The following is a 25,375-nucleotide window of genomic DNA, read 5'->3' as shown; positions in this document are numbered from 1 at the left end:
ACTAGTACATAAATACGAAGTACCTAATTTAAGGCTCACCATGTTACAAGAATTTAACCAAAACCAGGAAGCGAAAGTTGCAGATCGTCTTAATAAGATGAATTCTGTTGATCTAGCTTGGTGGCGCACTTGGACAAGTTCTTGGTGGGCGAACGTGTACTTCTAGTTTAACGAATGAAATGTCACAAAGCCCGCTACTTCAGCGGGCTTTTTGTTTTGCCGTCTACCTCACAGTTAACTGCTCAAACATTCATCGGATATGACCAAAACTAGATTGGGTGAACGTTTGCTTTATGCGACTATGTACGGCAGGAAGATATAAAACAGCTATAAGGAGGTCTTGTGAACAAGGCCATTGAAATTAAGAAACTTGGACAGCTTGAAGTACTGACGGCTTCCGTCCCTTATACTCAAGACCCGACTCGCTTGTTCCACACATTATGTGAGAACAAAACTGACAGTCTGTTGCTGGAATCTGCTGAGATCGATTCAAAGCAAGATTTGAAGTCGCTGTTGATTGTTGATTCAGCCGTACGCATCGTTTGTTACGGTCACACTGTCAAGATACAAGCGTTGACCAATAACGGTAAGAACCTACTAACTCACTTAAACCAAAACATCCGTGGTGATGTCGAGAGTGAGCTCGATGGCGAAACACTGACTTTAGATTTCACCCACCCGTGCGACACGCTAGATGAAGACTCTCGACTGCGTGAAGCCTCTTCATTTGATGCGCTGCGTTTGGTTCAGCACAGCTTCGATATCTCGGACCAAGACAAACACGCGATTTTCCTTGGTGGTTTGTTTGCCTACGACTTGGTCGCTAACTTCGAACCACTGGGCAATGCAGAAGCCACAAACCAATGCCCAGATTACGTTTTCTACGTCGCCGAAACACTGCTGGTTGTGGACCACCAAACAGAATCTTGTCAGCTGCAAGCAACTTTATTTGTTGATGATTCAGAAAAAACAGCGCTAGAAACTCGCATCTCAGAAATCAGTGCACAATGCGCAGCACCAAAACTACTGCCGAGTGCAGAGCAAATCGCGGATGTGACGGTTAGACCAAGCGTGTCTGACGATGACTTCTGCCAAATCGTTCGTGACCTAAAAGAGTTCGTCGTAAAAGGGGATGTATTCCAAGTCGTACCGTCTCGCCGATTTACGCTACCTTGCCCTTCTCCATTGACAGCTTATAAAGAGCTAAAACAGAGCAACCCAAGCCCTTACATGTTCTACATGCAAGACGAGCTGTTCACTCTATTCGGAGCATCACCAGAGAGTGCACTCAAGTACGAAACAGACACTAACCAAATTGAAATCTACCCAATCGCAGGGACTCGCCGCCGTGGCAAACGTCCAAACGGTGATATCGATTTTGACTTGGATAGCCGTATCGAACTCGAATTGCGCACTGACATGAAAGAAAACGCTGAGCACATGATGCTAGTCGACTTAGCACGAAATGACGTCGCACGTATTGCTCAAGCTGGAACTCGCCACGTCGCAGACTTACTCAAAGTCGACCGCTACAGCCACGTAATGCACTTGGTATCTCGTGTCGTTGGGCAACTTCGTAACGATCTAGACGCCCTGCACGCTTACCAAGCTTGTATGAACATGGGCACACTAACTGGCGCACCAAAGATTCGTGCAATGCAGTTGATTCGTGATGTCGAGGGCGCACGCCGCGGTAGCTACGGAGGCGCAGTAGGTTACCTTACCGGCGAAGGTACATTAGATACTTGTATCGTTATCCGCTCAGCTTATGTTGAGAACGGCATTGCTCAAGTTCAAGCAGGCGCAGGTGTGGTGTTTGATTCTGATCCACAAGCAGAAGCAGACGAAACACGCGGGAAAGCCCAAGCGGTAATTTCTGCTATTCAAGCAGCACATAAGTCACAATAAGGAATAGGGTTCAGAGATGGCTAATATCATTTTTATCGATAACTTTGACTCGTTCACCTACAACCTTGTGGATCAGTTCCGCTCGCTAGGTCACTCAGTCAAGATTTACCGAAACAACATTCCAGCAAAAACCATTGAACAAGCAGTGAATGAGCTTGAGAACCCTGTAGTACTGCTATCGCCAGGTCCTGGTGCGCCGTCTGAAGCAGGCTCAATGCCAGAGCTAATTCAATTGCTGAAAGGCAAAGTTCCTATGATTGGTATTTGTCTTGGTCACCAAGCAATTGTTGAAGCTTACGGCGGTACCGTTGCTGGTGCAGGCGAAATCATTCACGGGAAGGTCTCTATGATGGAGCACCAAAACCATGCGATTTACCAAAACCTACCATCACCACTTGCAATTGCACGTTACCACTCGTTAGTTGCAACCAAGGTTCCTGAGAGCCTAACCATCACAGCAGAAGTGGATGATTTGGTCATGTCTGTTGTACATGAAAAAGATAAAGTTTGCGGGTTCCAGTTCCACCCGGAATCTATTATGACGACCTACGGAGCGACACTGTTGGCCAATGCCATTGAATGGGCACTCGAAGCACAAACTTCAGTGAATTCCCTCACTGCTTAAAAAAGCGCTTGGCACATAAGAAATTTAGGAGAGGAAATATGGAAGCAATCATCAACCCTATTATTACCAAGTTGTACGAGCAAGAGTCACTGACTCAGGAAGAGAGCCAACAACTGTTCGACATCATCATCCGTGGTGAACTCGATCCGATTTTGATGGCATCAGCACTGACTGCACTAAAAATCAAAGGCGAAACACCGGATGAAATTGCGGGTGCGGCAAAAGCACTGCTGGCAAACGCAAACCCATTTCCTCGCCCAGATTACGATTTCGCAGATATCGTAGGTACTGGTGGAGACGGTCACAACACCATCAATATTTCAACCACCGCGGCATTTGTTGCTGCAGCATGTGGTCTAAAAGTAGCAAAACACGGCAACCGCAGCGTTTCAAGCAAATCGGGTTCTTCTGACCTTCTTGATTCATTTGGTATCAACCTAGCCATGAGCGCAGAAGATACGCGCAAAGCGGTCGACGATATCGGTGTTGCTTTCCTATTTGCACCTCAATACCACGGTGGTGTGCGCCATGCGATGCCTGTGCGTCAAACTATGAAAACACGCACCATCTTTAACATTCTTGGTCCGCTGATTAACCCAGCTCGTCCAAACATCGAATTGATGGGTGTTTACAGTGAAGAACTGGTTCGTCCTATCGCGGAAACCATGCTACAAATGGGTATGAAGCGCGCCGCAGTGGTACACGGAAGTGGTTTGGACGAAGTCGCGATTCATGGCGAAACAACGGTTGCAGAAATCAAAGACGGCAAGATCACTGAGTACACGCTAACACCAGCAGACTTCGGTCTAGAAGCGCACCCGTTAGAAGCAATCAAAGGTGGCGATCCTGAAGAAAACAAGGCAATCATTACCAATATCCTGACGGGTAAAGGTACAGACGCACAATTGGGTGCAGTGGCGGTGAACGTTGCTCTGCTAATGCGTCTATTCGGTCACGAAGATTTAAAAGCCAACACGCAACAAGCGATTGAGGCAATGAATTCAGGCAAGGCATACCAATTGGTACAACAACTTGCCGCACACGCTTAAGGAATTGAAGAACATGACTGACTTCAACACTCAGCAAGCTGACAACCTGTCTGAACACGTTTCTAAAAAAGAAGCAGAAATGGCAGAAGTACTGGCGAAAATTGTCCGCGACAAATATCAATGGGTAGCAGACCGTAAGGTGTCTCAACCGCTAAGCACATTTCAGTCTGATTTGCTGCCATCGGACCGCAGCTTCTACGATGCTCTGAGTGGCGAAAAGACGGCATTCATCACCGAATGTAAGAAGGCATCTCCTTCTAAAGGTTTGATTCGTGATCACTTCGACTTGGATTACATTGCATCGGTTTATAACAACCATGCTGATGCCATTTCAGTATTAACAGACGAAAAATACTTCCAAGGTAACTTTGATTTTCTTCCTCAAGTGCGTGGTCAAGTCAAACAACCCGTTCTCTGCAAAGACTTTATGGTAGATACCTACCAAGTTTACCTAGCGCGTCATTACAGCGCCGATGCCGTATTGCTGATGCTTTCAGTCCTGAATGACGAAGAGTACAAAGCGCTAGAGGAAGCGGCACACAGTTTAAACATGGGTATTCTGACTGAAGTTAGCAACGAAGAAGAGCTTCATCGCGCGGTTAAGTTAGGAGCGCGTGTTATCGGAATCAATAATCGTAACTTGCGCGACCTAAGTACTGATTTGAATCGTACTAAAGAACTGGCACCAACAATTCGCGAATTAGCACCAAACGCAACCGTGATTTCAGAGTCTGGCATTTATACGCATCAACAAGTTCGTGATTTAGTGGAATACGCAGACGGGTTCTTGATTGGTAGCTCGCTGATGGCAGAAGACAACCTAGAGCTTGCGGTTCGTAAAGTGACGTTGGGTGAAAACAAGGTGTGTGGCTTAACTCATCCTGATGATGCTGCAAAGGCATACCAAGCTGGCTCAGTGTTTGGCGGTCTAATTTTTGTTGAAAAGTCAAAGCGTGCTGTGGATCTGGAAAGTGCTCGTCTAACGATGAGTGGCGCACCTCTTCATTATGTAGGTGTGTTCCAAAACCACGACATCGACTTTGTTGCTTCAATGGTGACCTCTCTGGGGTTAAAAGCAGTCCAACTGCACGGTCAAGAAGATCAAGCTTACGTCAACCAACTCAAAGCAGAGCTGCCATCAGGTGTTGAAATCTGGAAAGCTTACGGCGTTACTGATGCCAAGCCAGAACTGCTTGTAGATAACATAGACCGCCACCTTTTGGATGCTCAAGTTGGCACTCAAACAGGCGGAACAGGTCACGTGTTTGATTGGTCACTGATCGGCGACCCAAGTCAAATTATGCTGGCTGGCGGGTTGTCGCCAGAGAATGCAAGACAAGCAGCAAATTTGGGCTGCTTGGGACTAGATTTAAATTCTGGTGTAGAAAGCGCACCAGGTAAGAAAGATTCACAGAAGTTGCTCGCGGCATTCAATGCAATTCGCAACTACTAAAGCTGTTTGTAGCTAAAAATTTAAAGCTATTCGTAGCGAAAAAAATACGAGAAGGAATATCACGATGGCAAAACTGAATGCCTACTTTGGCGAATACGGCGGTCAGTACGTTCCGCAAATTCTAGTTCCAGCCTTAGAGCAACTAGAGCAAGCGTTTATCGACGCACAAGAAGATCCAGAATTCCGCAGTGAATTCATGACGCTTCTTCAAGAGTATGCGGGGCGTCCAACAGCTCTGACTCTAACTCGTAACCTAACTAAAGGTACGAAAACCAAACTGTACCTCAAGCGTGAAGATCTACTTCATGGTGGCGCACACAAAACTAACCAAGTGTTAGGTCAAGCGCTGCTTGCGAAACGCATGGGTAAAAACGAAATCATCGCAGAAACCGGCGCAGGTCAACACGGCGTAGCAACTGCACTAGCGTGTGCGCTACTTGGTCTGAAATGTCGTGTTTACATGGGTGCAAAAGACGTTGAACGTCAAAGCCCGAACGTATTCCGTATGAAACTCATGGGTGCTGAAGTAATTCCGGTTCACTCAGGTTCAGCAACACTTAAAGACGCATGTAACGAAGCACTACGCGACTGGTCTGCAACTTATGAAGACGCGCACTACCTACTAGGTACAGCAGCAGGTCCTCACCCATTCCCAACGATCGTTCGTGATTTCCAGAGAATGATTGGTGAAGAAACGAAGAATCAGATTTTGGCACGTGAAGGTCGTCTTCCTGACGCCGTTATCGCGTGTGTCGGTGGCGGCTCAAACGCGATTGGTATGTTTGCTGACTTTATCGAAGAAGAAAGCGTTCGCCTAATTGGTGTAGAACCTGCGGGTAAAGGCATCGATACAGACCAACATGGTGCACCACTTAAGCACGGTAAAACGGGCATCTTCTTTGGTATGAAAGCACCTTTGATGCAAGATCCAAACGGTCAGGTAGAAGAGTCTTACTCTGTTTCTGCGGGTCTAGACTTCCCATCTGTAGGTCCACAGCATGCGCATCTTAACGCTATTGGTCGTGCCGAATATGACAACGTCACCGATGATGAAGCACTAGAAGCATTTCAAGAAATTGCGCGTCATGAAGGTATTATTCCTGCTCTCGAATCTTCTCATGCACTGGCACATGCCCTGCGTATGGCTCGAGAGAACCCAGAAAAAGAGCAATTGTTAGTTGTAAACCTATCAGGTCGTGGTGATAAAGATATCTTCACTGTGCACGCCATCCTAGAAGAAAAAGGAGCGATCTAATGAGCCGTTATGCAAAGATGTTTGAGCGCCTAAACGAGAAAAACCAAGGCGCGTTTGTACCGTTCGTAACGGTTTGCGATCCAAACGCTGAACAGTCCTACCAAATCATGGAAACGCTCGTGGAGTCCGGTGCAGATGCTTTAGAGCTGGGTATCCCATTCTCTGATCCACTGGCAGATGGTCCGACAATTCAAGGGGCGAACATTCGTGCTCTAGAATCTGGTGCTACGCCTGATATCTGCTTCGAGCAAATTGGTAAGATCCGAGCGAAATACCCCGAGCTACCAATTGGTCTTCTGATGTACGCAAACCTTGTTTACTCACGTGGTATCGAGAACTTCTATGAGCGTTGTGCAAAAGCGGGCATCGATTCTGTTCTGATTGCAGACGTACCAACCAACGAAAGTGCAGAGTTTGTCGCAGCCGCTGAGAAGTTTGGTATTCACCCAATCTTTATCGCGCCACCTACAGCCAGTGACGAAACGCTTAAGCAAGTATCAGAGCTTGGCGGTGGGTATACTTATCTACTCTCTCGTGCCGGCGTTACTGGTGCAGAAACCAAAGCAAACATGCCAGTTGGTCATATGCTAGATAAGCTGAACCAATTCAATGCGCCACCAGCGTTACTCGGTTTTGGTATCTCAGAGCCAGCTCAAGTAAAAGAAGCACTAGAATCAGGTGCTGCAGGTGCTATCTCTGGTTCGGCTGTTGTGAAGATCATTGAAGCAAACGTAGAGCAACCGCAAACCATGCTCAACAAGCTTGGCGAGTTTGTTTCAGCAATGAAAGCTGCAACACAAAAATAACGTATTACTGATTTGTGGAATATGAGATCGATTCCTTATTAACCATTCGGAATCGATCTTTTTTTTAACATCCATTCTCTAAATTCTCCTCTTCCTTACCATCTATTTTATAAACATCACCCAGTAAAAATATCACTACGATCGATAGCAATCGTTTGCCTCTGATTAAAAAACTATCATTCATCAATAAATTCCCAGTTAGTTGGTCAGTTTGTACGGAAATTGTATTGCTAATTGTGAATGATAAGTGTAAAAAGCAAGGCGATATAATTATCCAAATAACAACTTTAGATTGGTGGGTAATTTTAGGATTTTACATATTATTAGCACAGAGGTTATGGAAGTGTTAAAACAAAAGAGTTTGCTAAACAACATTGGCGTGCAAGTCGTCATTGCAATGATCGTGGGTACTGCCGTTGGTGCCTTCATGGGTCAAAGTGCGACTGTATTCGCGCCGCTTGGTGCTATCTTTATCAACCTGATCAAAATGCTTGTGATCCCTTTGGTTGCAGTGGCGCTGATCTCAGGTGCGGCTGGTCTAGGTAACAGCCAATCTGCAGGTAAAGTGGGGTTAGTAACCCTAGGTTACTTCGGTCTAACGTCAGCGCTCGCTGTTGCACTAGCGCTGTTTATGGGTGAAGTATTCCAACCGGGCATGGGTATCGACGTTTCTGGCGTTGAAGGCATGTTTTCTGCTGAGTACGCTTCAAAAGGTGAACTACCTACTTTCTGGGCTACCATCACTGGTATGATTCCAACGAACGTTTTCCAATCACTAAACGAAGCGAACATCCTTCAGATCCTTGTGTTCTGTATGTTCTTCGGTATTGCGATTTCAAAACAAGAAAAAGCACGCCGTGAACCAATCATCAATGGCGTAAACTGCATCGTTGACGCAATGGTTTGGATGATCAACAAAGTCATGATTATTGCCCCTATTGGTGTATTCGGTCTTATGGCTGAAGCTGTGGGTACGTTCGGGTTTGGCGCTCTAATGGTAGTGTTCAAGCTTTTCGTTGTTTACGTTGCAGCAATCCTTGTCTTCGGTTTCGTTGTGTACCCAGCAATGGTGCACATCTTCACTAAGACATCGGCGAAAAAGTTCGTATCTGCAATGAAGAAGCCACAAGCGGTTGCCCTGTCTACAGCTTCATCGATGGCGACACTACCAGTTACAATGGATACGTGTGAGAAAGAGCTGGGCGTTAAAAACTCAACAGCATCCTTTGTTCTTCCTCTTGGCGCAACCATCAACATGTCCGGTAACGCAATTTACTATGGTCTGGTTGCAATTTTCTTCGCGCAACTGTTCAACATCGACTTAGGCATGGGCGCGTACATCGCTATCATCGTGACTTCAACGTTAGGTGCCGTAGGTCAAGCTGGTGTTCCAGGTCCGTCATTCCTAGTCGTTGCAGTACTGCTTGCTGCAGGTATTCCAATCGAAGGTCTGCCACTATTGTTCGCTCTAGACCGTATCTTCGATATGATTCGTACCGCACTAAACATCACCGGTGACGCTGCATGTGCAGTTATCGTAGATGCTTTAGTTGAAGAAGAAGCGGCACAAGTTGAGCTTCAAAAGCAAGAAGCATAAGCCTGAACGCATTTTAAACAAGCCGCTCAAAAGAGCGGCTTTTTTTGTACTTAACATTGCAGTAAGTAACCATTTAAATAGAAACCAATGGCATATTTTTTCTCAAGTGATATAAGGGAGCCATAAACATAAAAAATCAATAAACCTAGGCTAGGTTGAACCATGAAATTTACGTCGTCTTTAGGCTCACTGTCGACGAGCTGTCTGCCTATCGAAACAAAACAGCAAGCATTGCTTGAACTCGTCATCAACGCATATCAACCGCATGAGCGCGCTGCTCTATTTCAGACTATTACTGATTATCGCAGAAACCAATTAGTCTCTATCTTCCCTGAACATCAGGACAACAGCTTTTCTGTGCTGTTCGAATTGATGGACTATCGAGATCTTGTGCAACGTTACCCAAGCACACTTTCAGCCGATATTGCTTTGCTAGAAGAGGTCGTCGGTCAATGTTACATGCATTGGCTCGATTTTTGGTGCGCGTGCGAAATTGCCGCGATCAAAGCCAAAGCTCCATTCACAACGTCTGCCCCTACTTCGCCCTCCTTGCCATTTAAGGACAGCGCGTACTACGGCGCATTGATTGAGCGAATAGAAGATGCGCAACTTGCGGTACAAATCCCCAGCCATCCGCATGCAATGTCAATCAGTGATGCAATTACATTGAGTAATCTTGAGCTTTTTATACAAGGTGAAAAGTGGTACGAAATGTTGCCTTTACTCTTTCTATCTCAAGTCGGTAAGCACTTCATCTTACTCAAGCACCCTGATAAGGAATCGTGTCCAACGCTCGTTGCTTCAGCTTTGATTCAGGATTGGCAGATACACAATACATGGCTAAGTTATGCGCCGCAGTTTAGCAATGCAAAGTGGCATTATTGCTTACCAGAGCACGCAGAAGAGACCCTAGCTCGCTTACAGCTGTTTACATCGCCAACACTGTCAAAGTGTTACTCTCTCCAAGAATTTGATAACGAATTCAAGTTACAATTGTCTGATAAAAAATCGGTATGCGAAGTATTGCGACTGACGGTAAGTGGAAATGCTCAACAAAAGCTCTACTATCTCTATCTTGCTCAAAAAGAATTAATGAGTGTTTTGCACCAAGCAGGTTACAAAGTCGGCTTCACAATCATTGAGCAACCTTTCATGCTCAACTTTTATAAAGCAATTGATGAGAAAGCGTATTTCCATTCGGGATATTGCGACCTAAACAATGACGGTAAACAGACTTACCGTGGATTTTGGAATTTTGAAATGATGGTCAAAGCCTTCAATAACATCGATTTTCGCCACTACAAACGCACCGTAAGTGCGATAAGAAAAGGCAAATCGGTCGAAAGGGACGAACATGTTTGATCTCAGCTTAGAGGCAATCGTTTACACCAAAGCCATCACGTTACTTGCGACAGTGGCGGTGGTGATGATCTGGTTAAGCTATTACTGCTATCGACTCAAACAAAAGAACGAAGTGATCTTTGGTACACACCATGCGCCCTACATTGCGTATTCAGTGTGTATCATTGCGTGGATCAGCAGTAACGCTTACTTCCATACTAATCTCTTGCCTGAGCTTGGTGCTTCGGCGGGTATCTTTATGGCGAAGTTTGCTAACTTAGCATCCTTTTTTGCTTTCGCCTTTGCTTACTATTTTTCTTGCCAGCTTGCGGCAGAGCAACGCAAAGGCAAAGTGCATTTGTGGCAGCAAGGTATCTTTGTCACCTTGACGGTGTATTCACTGTTTATCAATTTGCGTCCAGATTTGACAGTCGAACACGTCGATATTGAAGGTCCTAGCCAGTTTGTTATCGAATTTGGCTCACACACGTCCTATTTCTTTATTGGTTTGGTCAGTTTCGTTGTGCTCACTTTGGTCAACCTCGTCGCCATGCGAGCAAACAGCAGCAAACTTACGCTAGCAAAAACCAACTACATGATCGCGGGCATTTTAGTATTCATGCTCTCTACCGCGACCATTCATCTTGGTATGACCTACTTCTTGGGTGATTTCTCTCTGACATGGTTGCCACCCGCGCTGTCGATCAGTGAGATGCTCTTTGTCGGATATGCACTGCTGACCTCGCGCTTCTACAGCGTGAAGTACCTAGCGTACATGACGTTAAGTGCCTTATTGGTATGTGCTATTTTCGTGCTTCCATTGGGGGCTATCTTTATCCCGATGACCGACAATAACCAATGGTTAATTGCCACGCCGATCTGCGCTTTAATCGGGATCACTTGGGGCTTGCTATACAAACGCGTAAGCCGTTACGCCTCTTTCCTGATTTACGGTGATAAAAAGACACCTGTCCAACAAATATTGGCGCTAGAAGAGGACTTTAAACTCTCAATTGATGATGCAATGCGCCGCTTAGGAACACTGCTGCAGATTCCTAATGACAAGCTGCGCCTGGTCACCAGTAACTACAATGAAACATTCTACGAAGATTACCTTTCATCAAACAATTCAGTGCTTGTCTTTGATGAGCTTTCTGAAGAACTTGAATACAAAGTTCCAGCTAAGCGTTCAATGAAAGCGCTTTACGATAAGATGAGTTCGAACAATACAGCATTGGTGATGCCGCTGTTTGGTCAGGGTAAATCTGTCACGCACCTATTGGTCTCGCCGCATAAAATCAACAATCAGATGTTCTCTAACGAGGAAATCTCCGCCTTGCAGACGCTGCTTACTCGAGTACAAAGCACGATCGAAGCAGATCGCCGTATTCGCCAAAGCCGAGCACTTGCCAATTCGATTGCTCACGAGATGCGCAACCCACTCGCCCAAGTGCAGTTGCAATTTGAAGCCTTAAAGCAGCACATCGAATCTCAAGCACCGACCGAACAGATCTTGGTTGATATTGAGAATGGACAAACAGCGATCCAACGCGGCCGCCAATTAATCGATATCATTTTGCGCGAGGTCAGTGATAGCTCACCTGAGCACGAGCCGATAGCCATGACCTCTATCCATAAGGCTGTAGACCAAGCCGTAAGTCGCTACGGTTTTGAAAATGAGAAGATTATTGAACGAATCCGCTTACCGCAACACGCTGACTTTGTGGCAAAACTTAATGAAACCTTATTCAACTTTGTCATTTTCAATCTCATTCGCAACGCAATTTACTATTTTGACTCTTATCCAGACAGTCAAATTGAGATCAGCACCAAAGCCGGTTCTTACGAGAACGTACTGATCTTTCGAGATACAGGTCCAGGCATAGACGAAACCATTTCTCATAAAATTTTTGATGACTTTTTCTCACATCAAAAGAGTGGCGGCAGTGGCTTAGGATTGGGCTACTGTCAACGCGTCATGCGATCGTTTGGTGGACGAATTGAATGTGTATCGAAGCGCGGTGAGTTTACTGAATTCCATCTGTATTTCCCTGTTGTGCCCAACGCACCAAAAGCAGAAACACTGCGGACTCCGTATTTCAATGACTGGAAACAAAACCAGCCACGCACTGAACAAAACGTCGTTGACAACGTATCAATAGATAAAGATGCACCAACAGTACTCATTGTTGATGACAAAGAGGTGCAACGTGCGTTGGTGAAGATGTATTTAAACCAACTCGGCGTGAATAGCCTGCAAGCCAACAACGGTGAGAATGCCGTTGAAATGTTTAAAAACCACTCCGTGGATTTGGTTCTAATGGATGTGCAGATGCCTGTGATGAATGGCTTTGAAGCGAGTAAGCACATCAAAGCAATGTCCGCTTATACCCCTATCATCGCTTTATCTGGAGAGTCCGGAGAACGTGAACTGGAGATGATTAGTAAGCTCATGGATGGACGGTTAGAGAAGCCCACCACCTTGGCTGCTCTACGTCATGTTCTCAAAGAGTGGCTAGATAAGGACGCGGCTTCGCACACTTTTGAAACACAGAGCGAATAGTTGGCACCTGATATGCATTACTGAAGTACAAATCGAATTATCCATTGATTCAAGCCCTCAACAACAAGGAAGAGTCGCTTGATAAGGAGTGAACATGATGCTTCATAGACACACATATTACGGCTTGATACACCACGGCATCAAAACCTTATTGCTTGACCGTGTTGGACATTACACCGAAGAAGAGTATCACCAGTACCTGAATTTAATGACCGGCAAATCAACATGTTTCACCATGAGTCATGACGAGCTTGAAGCGACCGTCGACAACCTACTACGCGAAGGTTATCTAGAGGACGTGAAAACGCTCATTACTCGATATCAAGAGGTCGCCTAACCTACTTGTTACCTCAAATTGCCGCTTCTTGAGCGGCAATTTTATTTTCCTTTCGACCTATACCCAAGTAACCTCGAGATGCTAGGTTCAGCGAGAATGACTTGGTTTGTAGACGCGGCGGCGATTTAAAGGTTTAGTGGGCCTAAATCAAGAATCGGCAACAAAGTATACAAGCCAAGACAACTCGCCCTTTGGGAGCGTGTCATTGACCCGATTACTGCGTCAAACAACTTGGAAAGAGGTGGCTATTACACTGCGTTGTTTTCCTTGTTCTCGAATCAATGACAACGCTCTGAATCCTGCATCTTGAAGTCACTTGGGTATATAGATGTTCACTTTGCCTCAGATTTCGCTAGACTGTCCTCAACTCAACAACTAGGTAGTATTTGCCATATGAAGCAAATCCTTGATTTTATCCCTCTGATTATCTTTTTTGCCCTATACAAGATGTACGACATTTATGTGGCGACAGGCGCATTGATTGTCGCAACGGCAATCCAGTTGGTTGTAACATTTGCCTTGTACAAAAAAGTGGAAAAGATGCAACTGGTCACTTTCATTATGGTGGCGGTCTTTGGTGGTATGACCATCTTCCTGCATGACGACAACTTTATTAAATGGAAAGTAACCATCGTTTACGTCATGTTTGCCGTTGGCTTAACGGTAAGTCACGCCATGGGGAAATCAGCTATAAAAGGCATGTTAGGCAAAGAATTAACGCTACCTGACGCCGTCTGGAACAAAATAAACTGGGCTTGGGTTGGCTTTTTCTCCTTCTTCGCCGTATTCAATCTCTACATCGCGTATACCTTACCGCTTGATGTATGGGTTAACTTTAAGGTGTTTGGCTTATTGATTGCGACAGTGGTTTATATGATTGCAACAGGCTTTTATATCTACAAACATCTACCAAAAGACGACAAAGAGCAGAAAGAAAACTCATCCGATGTATCGGTTGATGATTAAAAACTCAGTTTTGCTATAATCCGCGCACATTGATTATTCGCAGCGACCCAAGGGTCGCTGTTTTGTTGTTTGCTCCATTTTTTGCATATTAGAAATATTAGGATGTCATCATGAGTGAAGAAGGTCATTCACCTAAAGGGCAATTACTGCTTCGTACTTTGGCAATGCCGGCCGACACCAATGCCAACGGCGATATCTTCGGCGGTTGGATCATGTCTCAGTTGGACTTAGCTGGCGCAATCTTGGCCAAAGAAATATCTTCAGGTCGCGTTGTTACTGTGTCAGTTTCCAGCATTACCTTTAAAAAGCCTGTTAGCGTTGGGGACGTTGTATGTTGCTACGGCGTATGCAGTAAAATTGGTCGCACTTCGATGAGCGTTGATCTAGAGGTTTGGGTAAAACCAGTCAAAGTCGATGGTGTTGAAGACCGCTTCATGGTTTGTGATGCCACCTTTAACTATGTCGCTATCGACAGTGATGGTAAGCCTCGCCCAATTCTGAAGTAACAAAGCACCCGAAAGGGACCAAATGCTAGGAAGAAGCTCACAATTTCTTATGTTGACTTGTGAGAGGCACAAAAAAGGCGTTAAATTAAGGCTTTACCCCACCGATTAAGGAACTATGCTATGTGGTACGTCATCTTTTCTCAGGACGTCGAGAATTCATTGGAAAAGCGTCTGAGTGTTCGCCCTCAACATCTTGAGCGCTTGCAACAGCTTCATGACGAAGGTCGCTTGTTGACCGCCGGTCCAATGCCAGCTATCGATTCTGACAATCCAGGTGAAGCGGGCTTTACTGGCTCGACCGTAATCGCCGAGTTCGCATCTTTGGAAGATGCGCAAGCTTGGGCTGATGCGGATCCTTATATTGCGGCGGGTGTTTACGAAAACGTGATCGTAAAACCGTTCAAAAAAGTGTTTTAAGTTATGAAGAAATTACTGTGTCTCTTCCTCGCATTAGGTGCCTTGGCGGGTTGTTCATCGAATGATGATAAACAGCGTCAACTTGAATTGATGGCATCTAATCGTGCAGGCGTTCTCTCTGCGGGTTTACCGCTCGAATACGGTCCACTCAAGATCCTACGCGTATCATCCAACAAAAATGTGGTTGAGATGATGATGATCTATAACGACGATGCACTCGGTGCAAAACCACTAAATCAAGTACTGAACACCAGTATCTATACTTACTGCAACACACCAACAGTGCGTGAACAGATCGATATGGGCTTGATGTACCGCATTAAAATTAGAAATTCTCGTGGTCAGTTGATGGCAGACGAGTTGGTTTCAGAACAAACCTGTACGGCGAGTCAAAAGCCACAGTAAAGGTTGGAATGGTTAGCTTAATCCAATCACAAACAAGCAAAAGCGAGGGGCTATCCCCTCGCTTTTTCGTTTCTACTCAATCTTCACGACTAAACCAGCTCCGCTCGTAGCTTTTTCGCCGCGGAGACTAGATTCGCTAACGCAGCTTCTGTTTCTGACCAGTTACGCGTCTTTAATCCACAATCAGGATTTACCCACAGACGCTGTGCCGGAATCTTCTCTGCCGCTTTCTTGATTAGCTCTTCGATCCATTCTTCCGATGGAATGTTCGGCGAGTGAATATCGTAAACGCCCGGACCGATTTCGTTAGGGTAATTGAAGTCTTCGAACGCTTTGAGCAATTCCATGTTCGAGCGCGAAGTTTCAATGGTAATCACATCTGCATCTAACGCGGCAACAGAATCAATGATTTCATTAAACTCGCTATAACACATGTGCGTATGAATTTGCGTTTCTGGTTTAGCGCTTGCCGCCGCGATCTTGAATGCATCGACAGCCCATTGCAGATACGCTTTATGGTCACGTTTTTTCAGTGGCAAACCTTCACGGATAGCAGGTTCATCAATTTGAATGATATTGATGCCAGCCTGTTGTAAATCAGACACTTCATCGCGCAGTGCCAAAGCAAGTTGGTCAGCAATTGCTTTACGGGTGATATCTTCACGAGGGAAAGTCCAACATAGAATTGTCACTGGTCCTGTCAGCATCCCTTTCATTTGCTTATTCGTTAAAGACTGAGCATAAGTTGACCATTCAACCGTGATTGGTTTTTCACGTTCAATATCTGCGACAACAATAGCAGGCTTAACGCAGCGAGAACCGTAGCTTTGAACCCAGCCAAACTTCGTCGTCTGGAACCCTGCTAAGTTTTCTGCAAAGTACTCCACCATATCGTTACGCTCTGCTTCACCGTGCACTAATACATCAAGATCGAGGGCTTCTTGACGTCTAACCGCATCTGCAATGTGCCCTTTTAGCGCTTGGTGATAGTCATCCGTCGAAAGTTGACCACTACGAAACGCACTGCGCTGAACACGAATCTCACTGGTTTGAGGGAAGGAACCAATCGTCGTCGTCGGTAGTAGAGGTAACCCTAACACTTCCGCTTGATGCGCAGCTCGCTCTGCATAGGGTGCGCTGCGCTCAGTTAAGGATGCTGAGATGCTATTCAAGCGGGCTTGTACATGTGGCTTGTTGACATGAGCAGCCGTTTTGCGATCTTTAATTGGTTGGCTATATGTATCACACACCAATATCGCGTTGTGGTCACCATCGAGCGCACGACCAAGTAACGCAACTTCCGTGACTTTTTGTTTGGCAAACGCAAACCAACTTTTAACTTCGTCACTGAGCGCTGGCTCAAGATCCAAATCCACAGGGCTGTGTAACAGTGAGCAAGAGCTGGCTACCCATAGATTGTCACCAAGTTTATCCTTAACGGGTTGCAAACGTTCACGCTGCGCACTCAAGTCAGAGCGCCATACATTACGACCATTCACCACACCCGCAGAAAGTACCCAGCCTTGTGGCAGTTTTTCCACCACCTCATCAAGCTGCTCAGGCGACGCGGATAAATCGATATGAAGGCCATCAACTGGCAATTCGACAATCTTATCTAACGTGTCACTCACCGAATCAAAATAGGTAGTAAGTAGAACTTTGACATCGCTACGAATGACTTGATATGCCAATTTGAATGCGTCGCCCCACTTCTCTTCAAGCTCCAGAGAAAGAATCGGCTCATCGATTTGGACCCATTCGACGCCTTGATTTGCTAATTTGGACAGAATCGCTTGATAAGCGGTTAGTAATCTTGGCAATAAGGTGAGGCGATCAAAATCTTCTTCGATTTCTTTTCCTAAATACAGGTAGCTTAATGGTCCCAACAAAACGGGTTTCACGTTATGACCCAGTTTTATGGCATCGTTCACCTCTTCGAACAATTGAGGCCAACTGACTTCAAAACTATCGTCTTTGCTGAACTCCGGCACAATGTAGTGATAGTTGGTATTAAACCACTTGGTCATATCAGACGCAGCCGCCCCAGAACAACCGCAACCCGCTTGAGATTGCCCACGCCCGACTTTGAATAGTGTGTCTAAATCCGGAAAGCCATTAGCGTGGCGCTTTGGTGTGTGCCCTAGCAGCAGAGTGGTGGTCAATACATGATCATACCAAGCAAAATCGCCAGCCGTCGCGAAGCTCAATCCCGCTTCAGCTTGAGTAGCCCAGTTCTTTTCACGAAGTGTCGCCCCTACTTGTTTAAGCTCAGTTTGTTCAATTTCTCCTCGCCAGTATTTCTCCTGTGCAAACTTCAGCTCGCGCTTTTCGCCAATGCGTGGGTATCCAAGAATATGCGTTGTCGTTGTCATGTCCGTATTCCTTTCAGTGTCTGATGTTTGAGTCAGTACATCGAGATTAAATTTCACCAAGATGTCTGGATGGCTAAAACTATCTCTCTGAGGGGCAAATTGAACAACATCCAATTATTCAACTTGTTTATTAGGAAAATTCATAATGAGAGCGCTCACTCGTAATCTTCCAAAACAAATAGACGTCTAGACGTTTACATATCCAATTTTTATCGGTAAGTTAATAAAGCTCATGGTAGAAACACAAGGATGAATGGGATTCATGATAGAGTTGAAACACTTACGCACTCTGACCTCGTTACGAGACACAGGGTCACTCACGGCCACAGCGACAGCACTGCACCTGACGCAATCCGCTCTTTCTCACCAAATCAAAGATCTTGAATCTCGCATCGGTGGTCAGTTGTTTTTGCGTAAAACACGCCCAGTGAAGTTCACATCCGAAGGTGAAATATTACTTCGTCTTGCCGATGACGTTTTACCCAAACTCGCCCGAGCAGAGAATGAACTCGCGAGCTTGAAAGAAGATGTCAATGGACGTTTACATATGGCTATCGAGTGCCATTCTTGCTTTCAATGGCTGATGCCTGCGTTGAAGGAATACCAAGTTACCTGGCCAAGTGTCACGCTCGACTTCTCTTCCGGTTTTGGTTTTGAACCTCTCCCTGCGTTGCTTGCCGGAGAGCTTGACTTGGTGATCACATCCGACATTCAACCACGCTCAGAAGTACACTATGAGCCGCTGTTTGATTTCGAAATGCGTTTGATCACGTCCACCAGCCATCCGCTTGCCAATAAAGACATCATTGAACCAGAAGATCTTGCCGATCAAACCATGCTCTCCTACCCGGTTCAGAAACAGAGATTAGATGTCGTGAAACACTTTTTGCAGCCAGCGGGGATTGAACCTGCGAAGTGGAAGCAAGCAGATAATACTTTGATGTTAGTGCAAATGGTGTCAGCAGGATTAGGTGTTGCCGCACTGCCTAATTGGGCGATTTCAGAGTTTTCGCGCCAAGGGCTCATCACCAGTAAGCCTTTTGGTAATGGGTTATGGCGTCGTTTGTTTGCCGCAACACGAAATTCAGAAAAGGAGAAGCGCTATCTACAAGCATTCTTTGCCACGGCACGCCAACAATGCAAAAGCCACCTTGATGGCATCAAGATGGCTTAATGATTCAGATATAGAGACAAGATTAGCGTTCGTAAGATTTGAACTGATTGGTAAGTGGGTCATATTGATAGCCGAGCATATCAAGCTTGCCCACTACCGATTCAACATCCATCTCGTACATAGAAACCAGCTCTTCGAAACTGTCGCATTCTAAGCGCAGCTTTTCATTGACGATACCCAGCAAAATAATGCTGTCCCAGTTACTCACATTGCTTAAGTCCATAGCGACACTCCTCTAAGACAAGGTATTTAGCCTCAGGGTTTTGTTGAGCACATGCGTCTAGGCGCGCTCTAAACAAATAGAGGCTATAACTAAAGCGTAGACTTAATCGAATGATTTGAAAGTGAGCTCGGTCTAAATCCCGAGCTCATTTGTGAAATTGTATGGGGAAAGGATAACCCAGCAGCTTACGCGCCAAGTAGAAACAGGCCTTGGAGACTTGTCATGGATGCCAAAGCAAGCAGCAGCGCTGCAGCAAGCTGAGCCTTATTCGGTGCTTTGTGCGTAAAGATGTGCCAACACCAAACCACAATCGCTATGATCAACATGGCTAGCGACGCCAAGATATGCTGTGTGACTGAGTTCAGTGTTGCTTCATCAAGTTGATATGCAGAAAACAAGGTCAGCACGACTAGCAACATACCCGATACCACACCAGCCACAGGTAAAATGCGGTGGAAAGCTTGCAAACGACTGCGCGCGATAACGAGAAGCAACTGAGCAAATACTGCCCCCAAAAAGAAAATCATGACAGCCATTGACGCAGAAGCCGCCCAATGCGCTTGCTCGAATACTTGGATACTCACATACGCAAACGCTAAGCCATTCGCTAGATGCAACGCCCATAGCGGACCTTTCTCACGTGTCTTCTTAGTTTGAACTTGAGAGTAGAAGTAGAAAATCGCGAATACGATCATGAATGCTTCAATACGAAGCGACGCTACTGCCAACCAAAGAATACCTATAGATGGCAGCATCTTGTGCAGACGACCACGTTGACCAGGACAAATATCACCTTTGATCAAAAGCAACGTCAACAGCGCTTGAGCGCCAAACAGCATTGGAGGAAAAGTTAACAGCAGTTGTTGAATCATGTTGAATACAAACTCAAAAGTCATTTTGGGGTGGCGATAATAGCAAATCGCCTATCGCCAAACCACCTAAACCCAACATGCTACTGTGCTTTATTACGGCCAAGCCACGACTAGAGCGTGGCTAGATACGTCAATACATCTTCTTGGGTCAATAAACCGCGGTATTCATTTTGCGAGTTACATAAAATCCAAGGAAATTTTTTGCCTGTTTTGACCAACTCGCGAACTTGTGAAACTGAAATACTCGCATCTATTTGCTCAAATTCCGTGTTCATAATTTGGTTTACCGGACGTTTCCAAATGCGGTTTTCTCTTTCTGACTCCAAATCAGTCCCCATTGCAGGCGTCAAATGCAAGTTCACCTGCTCTTTGGTGATCAGTCCGACACAGCGTTTTTCATTCACGACTACGAGCGGCGCATCCGGGCTCAAGTTCATAAATTCAACCGCTAACGACAATGGCTCACCCGGGTCTAAGCGACGAACGTCACGATGACTCAATGACAACAAAGGAGCGTCGTGAGTTGGCTTAACCTTGACGTCCTTAAAGCGTTTCTGATGGCATTGCGGCTTATCTAGTAACACCAATGGCACCGCCTGAGAAAACAAAAAGCCTTGCATGTAATCCACCCCCACATTCGCAAGCACTTGTAATTCCTGTTCCGATTCAACGCCTTCGGCAACGACTTTAACGCCAAGTTTGTGTGCCAGTTCCGTAATCATCTTCACGATGTTGTATTTAGTGCTCCCCTCTTCGATATCTTTGACAAACTTACGATCGATTTTAAGCAGATCAAACTGCCCCTTTTCCAGATAAGAAAACGAAGAGTACCCCGTACCAAAGTCATCAATGGCGATCTTAATACCCTGCCCTCGTAGCTCTTCAAGGGCAGTGGTGTGTTCTTGGTCTTGTTCAAAGTAAGCCGTTTCAGTGAGCTCAATAGTGATTCGACTTGGATCTACTCCACTTTCAGCAATCAAATCAAACGAGCTTTGCAATACTTGCAACGAATCCAATTTGGTATTTAATGAACGATTAATAGTTAAACCAATATCCTCACCATACACTTTTTGAATATGAGGCAATTGCTTCAGCGCCGTTCGGCATACCACATCATCCAAAGCGGCGACCAACTCCAAGTCTTCGACTACAGAAATCATTTCTTGCGTGTCATAGGTTTTGTTATGGTGGTAAAAGCGCGCCAAAGCTTCGAACTTCACCACCTTTCCGCTACGAGTTTCAATGATCGGTTGGTAATACACATCAACCAACTGACTCTCAATTTGCGTTCTTAAAAACGCCTCAAAATGATGACGCTTAACCAACTCATCGTGCAGTTCACTGTTGTAAAAATTGAAGTAGCTCTTCTCCCCAGAAGATGAGGAAACCATCGCTTGAGCAGCGTGTACTAGTGCCTGTCTTGGATTATTAGTATCGTAGCCTAGGACTGACACCCCCATTTGTCCCTCTACAATCACATCATGCATACTGGTTCCTAATTCATTTCTTAGTTCAACAAAGAAGCCTCTTAGTGCAATTTGGATCGAACGTAGAGGGCTTAACCACTGACAGTGCGGAGTTTGCAAACACACCACAAACACATCTTTTGACAATTGACCGGCAATACTCGCGTGTCGGCTGCGCATCACAAAATCAGCAAGACCGAGTTGTTGTTCGAGTATGGTTTTTGGTGAGAAATTAGGACGCAGAGTCATAACGATATTAAGCTCTTTGTTACCAGTTTCTTGTACTAGCTTGGCAAGTCGAGATTCGAACTCTTCACGTGGAGGCAGGAAAGCAGACCATTGTTGGGGTTGTTCTCCGGCTTTCTTCATCCACAATAACGATGCAGAAATGTCCGTCGAAAAACCAAGAAAGAGCGTTCGACCCGAAGTGAAGTTCAAACGATAAATACATAAATGATGCGCTTGATTGCTACCGTTGGCAGTGCGGCTCAATAGGTTCCCATTCCAGAAACCTTCTTGATCAATCTGTTCCCAGATATCGTCATAAAAAGCTTTGCTGTGATGGTCCGAGCTAAAAATGTAGGTTTTCAAACCAACAATATCACGATTTTCATACCCCATTTGCTGCTCAAAGGCTCGATTACAGCCAAGAATTCTTGTTTCCTGATCAGCGACTAAGATGCCAACGTTTGGCAAATCAAAAATCGTTTCGAGAATTTTTGCCAGCTCTTCACAACCTGTAATACTGAGTTGGGGGATAACCATACCTTGAACCACATGATCATTAAGACGTTCAAAACTCAAATCAACGTGAACCAGCATGGATTCGTTAGGCATTAAACAGCAAGACAAACTGCCATGCCCGCCATTAAGCTCTACTTGAGAGACTTTCTCCCTCGCAGCCCCCTGTTGACCCAGCAGCATGTGGTCAAACAAATCATCCAACCCTTTTAATGGCTCTTTTAAGCCGAATATGGACATCATCCCTCGTTGGTCACATTCAAACTCTCGAGTGCAGATGTCATAGGACCACTCGATGATTTGATGCTGACCGGACGCTGGGTGCACTTCTCCTTGTGCAATAGACAATACTTCACTCATTACCTAGCCCCCTATTTTTAGCCTTTCACTCTGTCTAATGATTTCCCATCGTGTCGCCGCGTTTTGCTGTTTTTTTATGATTGCAAAGTGGTCAAAACACAATCTGGAATGTCTACGCATTCAGTCATTATTTGGAGTCAAAATGACGTATGCATTTGTATGCACTAGTTAAATTATAGGAAGAGTTTTACATAAGCACACTATTGCGTAACGATAATTTTTAATCTTAGACAAAGGCAATAACCACAAGGGCTAGAAGGAGATAACACAAGAAAAGCCACCTCTAATTGCGAGTCATTTTCATCTAGAAATAAAAGTGGCTGAACTAAGCTTGATTAAGAGAGTTGGGTATAGATACCTGATCATCAAATCGCTATAATTCGCGCTCCTTGGAACAGAGAGCAAAATATGACCAACGACATTACTCCTATTCATGAGTACAAAAAATACTGGGCTGAGTGTTTTGGTACGGCACCTTTCTTGCCGACCAGTCGCAAAGAAATGGATGCCCTAGGATGGGATAGTTGTGACATTATCATTGTCACGGGTGACGCGTATGTGGACCACCCGAGCTTTGGTATGGCAATCATCGGTCGTCTGTTGGAGGCACAAGGCTTCCGCGTCGGTATCATTGCTCAACCAGAATGGAACAACAAAGATGCTTTCATGCAGCTTGGTAAGCCAAATCTGTTCTTCGGAATCACCGCGGGTAACATGGACTCCATGATCAACCGTTACACGGCGGACAAAAAACTTCGTCATGATGATGCTTACACGCCAAACAACGAAGGCGGAAAACGCCCAGATCGTGCAACGTTGGTGTACTCGCAACGTTGTCGTGAAGCCTATAAAGGCACACCTATCGTTCTTGGTGGTATCGAAGCTAGCTTACGTCGCGTAGCTCACTACGATTATTGGTCAGATAAAGTGCGCCGCTCTGTTCTGTTCGATGCAAAAGCTGACATCCTTCTTTTTGGTAACGCAGAACGTGCCCTAGTGGAAGTGGCTCACCGTCTTGCTGATGGCGAAGATATTTCTACCATGACCAATATTCGCGGTACGGCAGTTAACCTACCAGCTGAACCAGAAGGTTACACCGTTATCGATTCTTCTCGTATTGAGAAACCTCGTAAAGAAGCGTTCGTACCAAAGAACCCATACGAAGTGGAAACTCAGTGCGATACCAAAAAAGAAGAGCCTGTTGCACAGCCAATCACGATTCGTCCATCACGTCATGATGCAGCGAACACAGCGGTGCGCCTACCAGCCTTCGAAAAATTGCACAACGACCGCATTCTTTATGCCCATGCCAGCCGTGTTCTGCACTTAGAGACCAACCCATATTCGGGTCGTGCTCTATTGCAACGTCATGGCGACCGTGAGCTTTGGGTAAACCAAGCGCCAATTCCTTTGACGACAGAAGAAATGGATTACGTATTCGGCCTATCGTACGCGCGTGTTCCTCACCCTATGTATGGCAAAGCAAAGATCCCGGCTTACGACATGATCAAAACTTCGGTTAACATCATGCGTGGCTGTTTTGGTGGCTGTTCTTTCTGTTCAATTACCGAACACGAAGGTCGTATCATCCAAAACCGTTCGCAAGAGTCCATCATTAATGAGTTGGAAGAGATCCGCGACAAAGTTCCAGGCTTTACGGGCACAATCTCTGACTTGGGTGGCCCAACAGCAAACATGTACCGTCTTGGTTGTAGCGATCCGAAAGCAGAAGCAAACTGTCGTCGTCCTTCTTGCGTGTTCCCGGGCATCTGTAACAAGCTAAACACAGACCATAAACACACCATCGATCTTTACCGCGCCGCGCGTAAAGTAGAAGGTGTGAAGAAAGTCATGATCGCATCTGGCGTACGTTACGACCTTGCGATTGAATCACCAGAATACGTCAAAGAGCTTGTGACTCATCACGTCGGTGGTTACCTGAAAATTGCACCAGAGCACACAGAGAAAGGTCCACTGGATCTGATGATGAAGCCGGGCATGGGTACTTACGACCGCTTTAAAGAGATGTTTGAGAAGTACAGCGCGGAAGCGGGTAAAAAACAATACCTGATCCCTTACTTCATCTCGGCGCACCCAGGTACTGAAGATGAAGACATGCTGAACTTGGCACTATGGCTGAAGAAGAACAACTTCGAATGTGACCAAGTACAGAACTTCTACCCATCACCAATGTGTAACGCAACGTCGATGTACTACTCAGAGACAAACCCTCTGAAACGCGTGAAATACAAGCAACGTGAAGATGTGCCAGTGGCGAAAGGTGAACGTCAACGTCGCCTACATAAAGCCCTACTTCGCTACCACGATCCAGCTAACTGGCCGATGATCCGTGAAGCACTGATCAGCATGGGTAAAAAGCACTTGATTGGTGACAAGCCAACCTGTCTAGTCCCTGCAGAAGACATTGATGCACAGACACCAGCGCAACGTCGTAAGTCTGGTCGCCACGGCGCAAATCGTTTTGCAACCAAACACACTAAGAACCAACCAGGCTTCGGTGGTCACTTGAACAAGCGCTCTGAAGGTGGCTCACGTGATGACAAGCCATCTGGTCACCGCAACGGTTCAGGCAAAGCACAAGGCGGCTCAAATGGACAAGGTCGTGGAAACCAAAACCGTGGTAATGGCGGCGCTAATGGTCAACGTCCAAATTCTGGCTCACGCCCTGGTAGCAACAACCAAAAGCGCTCAAACGGTACGGGCTCGCAAGGTCAAGGTCGCCCTCAAGGTCAAGGCAAACCAGCAGATCAACGCAAACCAAAACGTCGTTAATTCAATAGAACTTGAATGCTAAAAAAGGGCTCCAGAGATTACTCTGGAGCCCTTTTGTTTTGTCTGGATAATCATTGCTCTTTAGAACAAGCTCTTTCAAACCACACTTGGTCTCTTTCGATACAAAAAATGGTATACGCCAACCA

The 25,375-nt window shown here is 45.7% G+C and carries 21 protein-coding genes and 1 other annotated feature; of the genes, 17 read left to right on the top strand and 4 right to left on the bottom strand.

Features of this window, described 5'->3' with window-relative positions; all coding sequences use genetic code 11:
* The first annotated feature begins 40 nt into the window (after nucleotides 1–40).
* From ABMY42_RS08335 to ABMY42_RS08265, 15 genes are all read left to right on the top strand, one after another.
* Nucleotides 41–166, top strand: coding sequence for a hypothetical protein (locus tag ABMY42_RS08335; protein WP_005445052.1), 126 nt, complete (start codon nucleotides 41–43; stop codon nucleotides 164–166).
* Nucleotides 113–216: a sequence feature (Trp leader region), on the top strand. Its footprint overlaps the gene before it by 54 nt.
* Nucleotides 217–342: 126 nt before the next feature.
* Nucleotides 343–1,908 (top strand): anthranilate synthase component 1, encoded by a 1,566-nt coding sequence (locus ABMY42_RS08330; protein ID WP_050903281.1) that lies wholly within the window; start codon nucleotides 343–345, stop codon nucleotides 1,906–1,908.
* A 16-nt stretch (nucleotides 1,909–1,924) separates the two neighbouring features.
* Nucleotides 1,925–2,533, top strand: coding sequence for an aminodeoxychorismate/anthranilate synthase component II (locus tag ABMY42_RS08325; RefSeq protein WP_009700798.1), 609 nt, complete (start codon nucleotides 1,925–1,927; stop codon nucleotides 2,531–2,533).
* A 38-nt stretch (nucleotides 2,534–2,571) separates the two neighbouring features.
* The gene (gene trpD, locus ABMY42_RS08320) at nucleotides 2,572–3,582 is read left to right on the top strand and encodes an anthranilate phosphoribosyltransferase (protein ID WP_009700797.1); all 1,011 of its coding nucleotides are present in this window, start codon (nucleotides 2,572–2,574) and stop codon (nucleotides 3,580–3,582) included.
* A 13-nt stretch (nucleotides 3,583–3,595) separates the two neighbouring features.
* Nucleotides 3,596–5,035, top strand: a complete 1,440-nt coding sequence (gene trpCF / locus ABMY42_RS08315; RefSeq protein ID WP_005445043.1) for a bifunctional indole-3-glycerol-phosphate synthase TrpC/phosphoribosylanthranilate isomerase TrpF — start codon at nucleotides 3,596–3,598, stop codon at nucleotides 5,033–5,035.
* 64 nt (nucleotides 5,036–5,099) lie between these two features.
* Nucleotides 5,100–6,290 (top strand): tryptophan synthase subunit beta, encoded by a 1,191-nt coding sequence (gene trpB / locus ABMY42_RS08310; RefSeq protein WP_005445041.1) that lies wholly within the window; start codon nucleotides 5,100–5,102, stop codon nucleotides 6,288–6,290.
* Nucleotides 6,290–7,096, top strand: coding sequence for a tryptophan synthase subunit alpha (gene trpA, locus ABMY42_RS08305; protein ID WP_009698413.1), 807 nt, complete (start codon nucleotides 6,290–6,292; stop codon nucleotides 7,094–7,096). The genes trpB and trpA overlap by 1 nt, the downstream gene beginning before the upstream one ends.
* 337 nt (nucleotides 7,097–7,433) lie before the next feature.
* Nucleotides 7,434–8,693 (top strand): dicarboxylate/amino acid:cation symporter, encoded by a 1,260-nt coding sequence (locus tag ABMY42_RS08300; RefSeq protein WP_005445037.1) that lies wholly within the window; start codon nucleotides 7,434–7,436, stop codon nucleotides 8,691–8,693.
* A 162-nt stretch (nucleotides 8,694–8,855) separates the two neighbouring features.
* Nucleotides 8,856–10,055, top strand: coding sequence for an acyl-homoserine-lactone synthase (locus tag ABMY42_RS08295; protein ID WP_349266195.1), 1,200 nt, complete (start codon nucleotides 8,856–8,858; stop codon nucleotides 10,053–10,055).
* Nucleotides 10,048–12,597 carry a hybrid sensor histidine kinase/response regulator gene (locus tag ABMY42_RS08290; protein WP_256892748.1) on the top strand — a complete coding sequence of 850 codons (2,550 nt, stop codon included), beginning with the start codon at nucleotides 10,048–10,050 and terminating at the stop codon, nucleotides 12,595–12,597. Before ABMY42_RS08295 ends, ABMY42_RS08290 begins: the two co-directional genes overlap by 8 nt.
* Before the next feature lie 94 nt (nucleotides 12,598–12,691).
* A complete protein-coding gene (locus ABMY42_RS08285; protein ID WP_009698417.1) occupies nucleotides 12,692–12,934 on the top strand; it encodes a hypothetical protein in 243 nt (80 codons plus the stop codon).
* A gap of 393 nt (nucleotides 12,935–13,327) precedes the next feature.
* The gene (locus tag ABMY42_RS08280) at nucleotides 13,328–13,900 is read left to right on the top strand and encodes a septation protein A (RefSeq protein WP_005445030.1); all 573 of its coding nucleotides are present in this window, start codon (nucleotides 13,328–13,330) and stop codon (nucleotides 13,898–13,900) included.
* Nucleotides 13,901–14,010: 110 nt separating this feature from the next.
* The gene (yciA, locus tag ABMY42_RS08275) at nucleotides 14,011–14,406 is read left to right on the top strand and encodes an acyl-CoA thioester hydrolase YciA (RefSeq protein ID WP_005445028.1); all 396 of its coding nucleotides are present in this window, start codon (nucleotides 14,011–14,013) and stop codon (nucleotides 14,404–14,406) included.
* A 120-nt stretch (nucleotides 14,407–14,526) separates the two neighbouring features.
* On the top strand, nucleotides 14,527–14,823 hold the full coding sequence (locus ABMY42_RS08270) for a YciI family protein (protein ID WP_005445027.1): 297 nt from the start codon (nucleotides 14,527–14,529) through the stop codon (nucleotides 14,821–14,823).
* Nucleotides 14,824–14,826: 3 nt separating this feature from the next.
* Nucleotides 14,827–15,228: a GspS/AspS pilotin family protein gene (locus ABMY42_RS08265; protein WP_005445026.1), complete on the top strand. Its 402-nt coding sequence runs from the start codon at nucleotides 14,827–14,829 to the stop codon at nucleotides 15,226–15,228.
* A gap of 89 nt (nucleotides 15,229–15,317) precedes the next feature.
* Here the strand turns inward: ABMY42_RS08265 and metE are convergent, their stop codons facing one another.
* Nucleotides 15,318–17,600, bottom strand: coding sequence for a 5-methyltetrahydropteroyltriglutamate--homocysteine S-methyltransferase (gene metE, locus ABMY42_RS08260; RefSeq protein ID WP_038898631.1), 2,283 nt, complete (start codon nucleotides 17,598–17,600; stop codon nucleotides 15,318–15,320).
* Nucleotides 17,601–17,862: 262 nt separating this feature from the next.
* Between metE and metR the strand changes: the two genes are divergently transcribed.
* Complete coding sequence (gene metR / locus ABMY42_RS08255; protein WP_005445024.1) at nucleotides 17,863–18,774, top strand: HTH-type transcriptional regulator MetR; 912 nt, start codon at nucleotides 17,863–17,865, stop codon at nucleotides 18,772–18,774.
* A 22-nt stretch (nucleotides 18,775–18,796) separates the two neighbouring features.
* Here metR and ABMY42_RS08250 read toward each other — a convergent pair whose 3' ends face one another.
* From ABMY42_RS08250 to ABMY42_RS08240, 3 genes are all read right to left on the bottom strand, one after another.
* Nucleotides 18,797–18,997 carry a DUF4250 domain-containing protein gene (locus ABMY42_RS08250; RefSeq protein ID WP_005445023.1) on the bottom strand — a complete coding sequence of 67 codons (201 nt, stop codon included), beginning with the start codon at nucleotides 18,995–18,997 and terminating at the stop codon, nucleotides 18,797–18,799.
* A gap of 185 nt (nucleotides 18,998–19,182) precedes the next feature.
* A complete protein-coding gene (locus ABMY42_RS08245; RefSeq protein ID WP_017189428.1) occupies nucleotides 19,183–19,893 on the bottom strand; it encodes a hypothetical protein in 711 nt (236 codons plus the stop codon).
* An 86-nt stretch (nucleotides 19,894–19,979) separates the two neighbouring features.
* Nucleotides 19,980–22,436, bottom strand: coding sequence for an EAL domain-containing protein (locus ABMY42_RS08240; protein ID WP_349266194.1), 2,457 nt, complete (start codon nucleotides 22,434–22,436; stop codon nucleotides 19,980–19,982).
* Between the two features lie 408 nt (nucleotides 22,437–22,844).
* Here ABMY42_RS08240 and ABMY42_RS08235 point away from each other — a divergent pair, with 408 nt between their 5' ends.
* Nucleotides 22,845–25,229, top strand: coding sequence for a YgiQ family radical SAM protein (locus tag ABMY42_RS08235; protein WP_349266193.1), 2,385 nt, complete (start codon nucleotides 22,845–22,847; stop codon nucleotides 25,227–25,229).
* The last annotated feature ends 146 nt before the right edge of the window (nucleotides 25,230–25,375 follow it).

Source organism: Vibrio sp. SSH13-20, from assembly GCF_040104475.1.
Taxonomy (GTDB): Bacteria; Pseudomonadota; Gammaproteobacteria; order Enterobacterales; family Vibrionaceae; genus Vibrio; species Vibrio harveyi.
This window is presented reverse-complemented; position numbering and strand designations above follow the sequence as displayed.

What these genes read in the sequence shown, in the direction of transcription:
- ABMY42_RS08280 (WP_005445030.1), top strand. Translation starts at nt 13,328, where the DNA reads ATGAAGCAAATCCTTGATTTTATCCCTCTGATTATCTTTTTTGCCCTA.
- ABMY42_RS08285 (WP_009698417.1), top strand. Translation starts at nt 12,692, where the DNA reads ATGATGCTTCATAGACACACATATTACGGCTTGATACACCACGGCATC.
- ABMY42_RS08295 (WP_349266195.1), top strand. Translation starts at nt 8,856, where the DNA reads ATGAAATTTACGTCGTCTTTAGGCTCACTGTCGACGAGCTGTCTGCCT.
- ABMY42_RS08250 (WP_005445023.1), bottom strand. Translation starts at nt 18,997, where the DNA reads ATGGACTTAAGCAATGTGAGTAACTGGGACAGCATTATTTTGCTGGGT.
- trpB (WP_005445041.1), top strand. Translation starts at nt 5,100, where the DNA reads ATGGCAAAACTGAATGCCTACTTTGGCGAATACGGCGGTCAGTACGTT.
- ABMY42_RS08300 (WP_005445037.1), top strand. Translation starts at nt 7,434, where the DNA reads ATGGAAGTGTTAAAACAAAAGAGTTTGCTAAACAACATTGGCGTGCAA.
- ABMY42_RS08270 (WP_005445027.1), top strand. Translation starts at nt 14,527, where the DNA reads ATGTGGTACGTCATCTTTTCTCAGGACGTCGAGAATTCATTGGAAAAG.
- ABMY42_RS08245 (WP_017189428.1), bottom strand. Translation starts at nt 19,893, where the DNA reads ATGACTTTTGAGTTTGTATTCAACATGATTCAACAACTGCTGTTAACT.
- metE (WP_038898631.1), bottom strand. Translation starts at nt 17,600, where the DNA reads ATGACAACGACAACGCATATTCTTGGATACCCACGCATTGGCGAAAAG.
- trpA (WP_009698413.1), top strand. Translation starts at nt 6,290, where the DNA reads ATGAGCCGTTATGCAAAGATGTTTGAGCGCCTAAACGAGAAAAACCAA.
- trpD (WP_009700797.1), top strand. Translation starts at nt 2,572, where the DNA reads ATGGAAGCAATCATCAACCCTATTATTACCAAGTTGTACGAGCAAGAG.
- ABMY42_RS08290 (WP_256892748.1), top strand. Translation starts at nt 10,048, where the DNA reads ATGTTTGATCTCAGCTTAGAGGCAATCGTTTACACCAAAGCCATCACG.
- metR (WP_005445024.1), top strand. Translation starts at nt 17,863, where the DNA reads ATGATAGAGTTGAAACACTTACGCACTCTGACCTCGTTACGAGACACA.
- ABMY42_RS08325 (WP_009700798.1), top strand. Translation starts at nt 1,925, where the DNA reads ATGGCTAATATCATTTTTATCGATAACTTTGACTCGTTCACCTACAAC.
- ABMY42_RS08265 (WP_005445026.1), top strand. Translation starts at nt 14,827, where the DNA reads ATGAAGAAATTACTGTGTCTCTTCCTCGCATTAGGTGCCTTGGCGGGT.
- ABMY42_RS08240 (WP_349266194.1), bottom strand. Translation starts at nt 22,436, where the DNA reads ATGAGTGAAGTATTGTCTATTGCACAAGGAGAAGTGCACCCAGCGTCC.
- ABMY42_RS08335 (WP_005445052.1), top strand. Translation starts at nt 41, where the DNA reads ATGTTACAAGAATTTAACCAAAACCAGGAAGCGAAAGTTGCAGATCGT.
- trpCF (WP_005445043.1), top strand. Translation starts at nt 3,596, where the DNA reads ATGACTGACTTCAACACTCAGCAAGCTGACAACCTGTCTGAACACGTT.
- ABMY42_RS08235 (WP_349266193.1), top strand. Translation starts at nt 22,845, where the DNA reads ATGACCAACGACATTACTCCTATTCATGAGTACAAAAAATACTGGGCT.
- yciA (WP_005445028.1), top strand. Translation starts at nt 14,011, where the DNA reads ATGAGTGAAGAAGGTCATTCACCTAAAGGGCAATTACTGCTTCGTACT.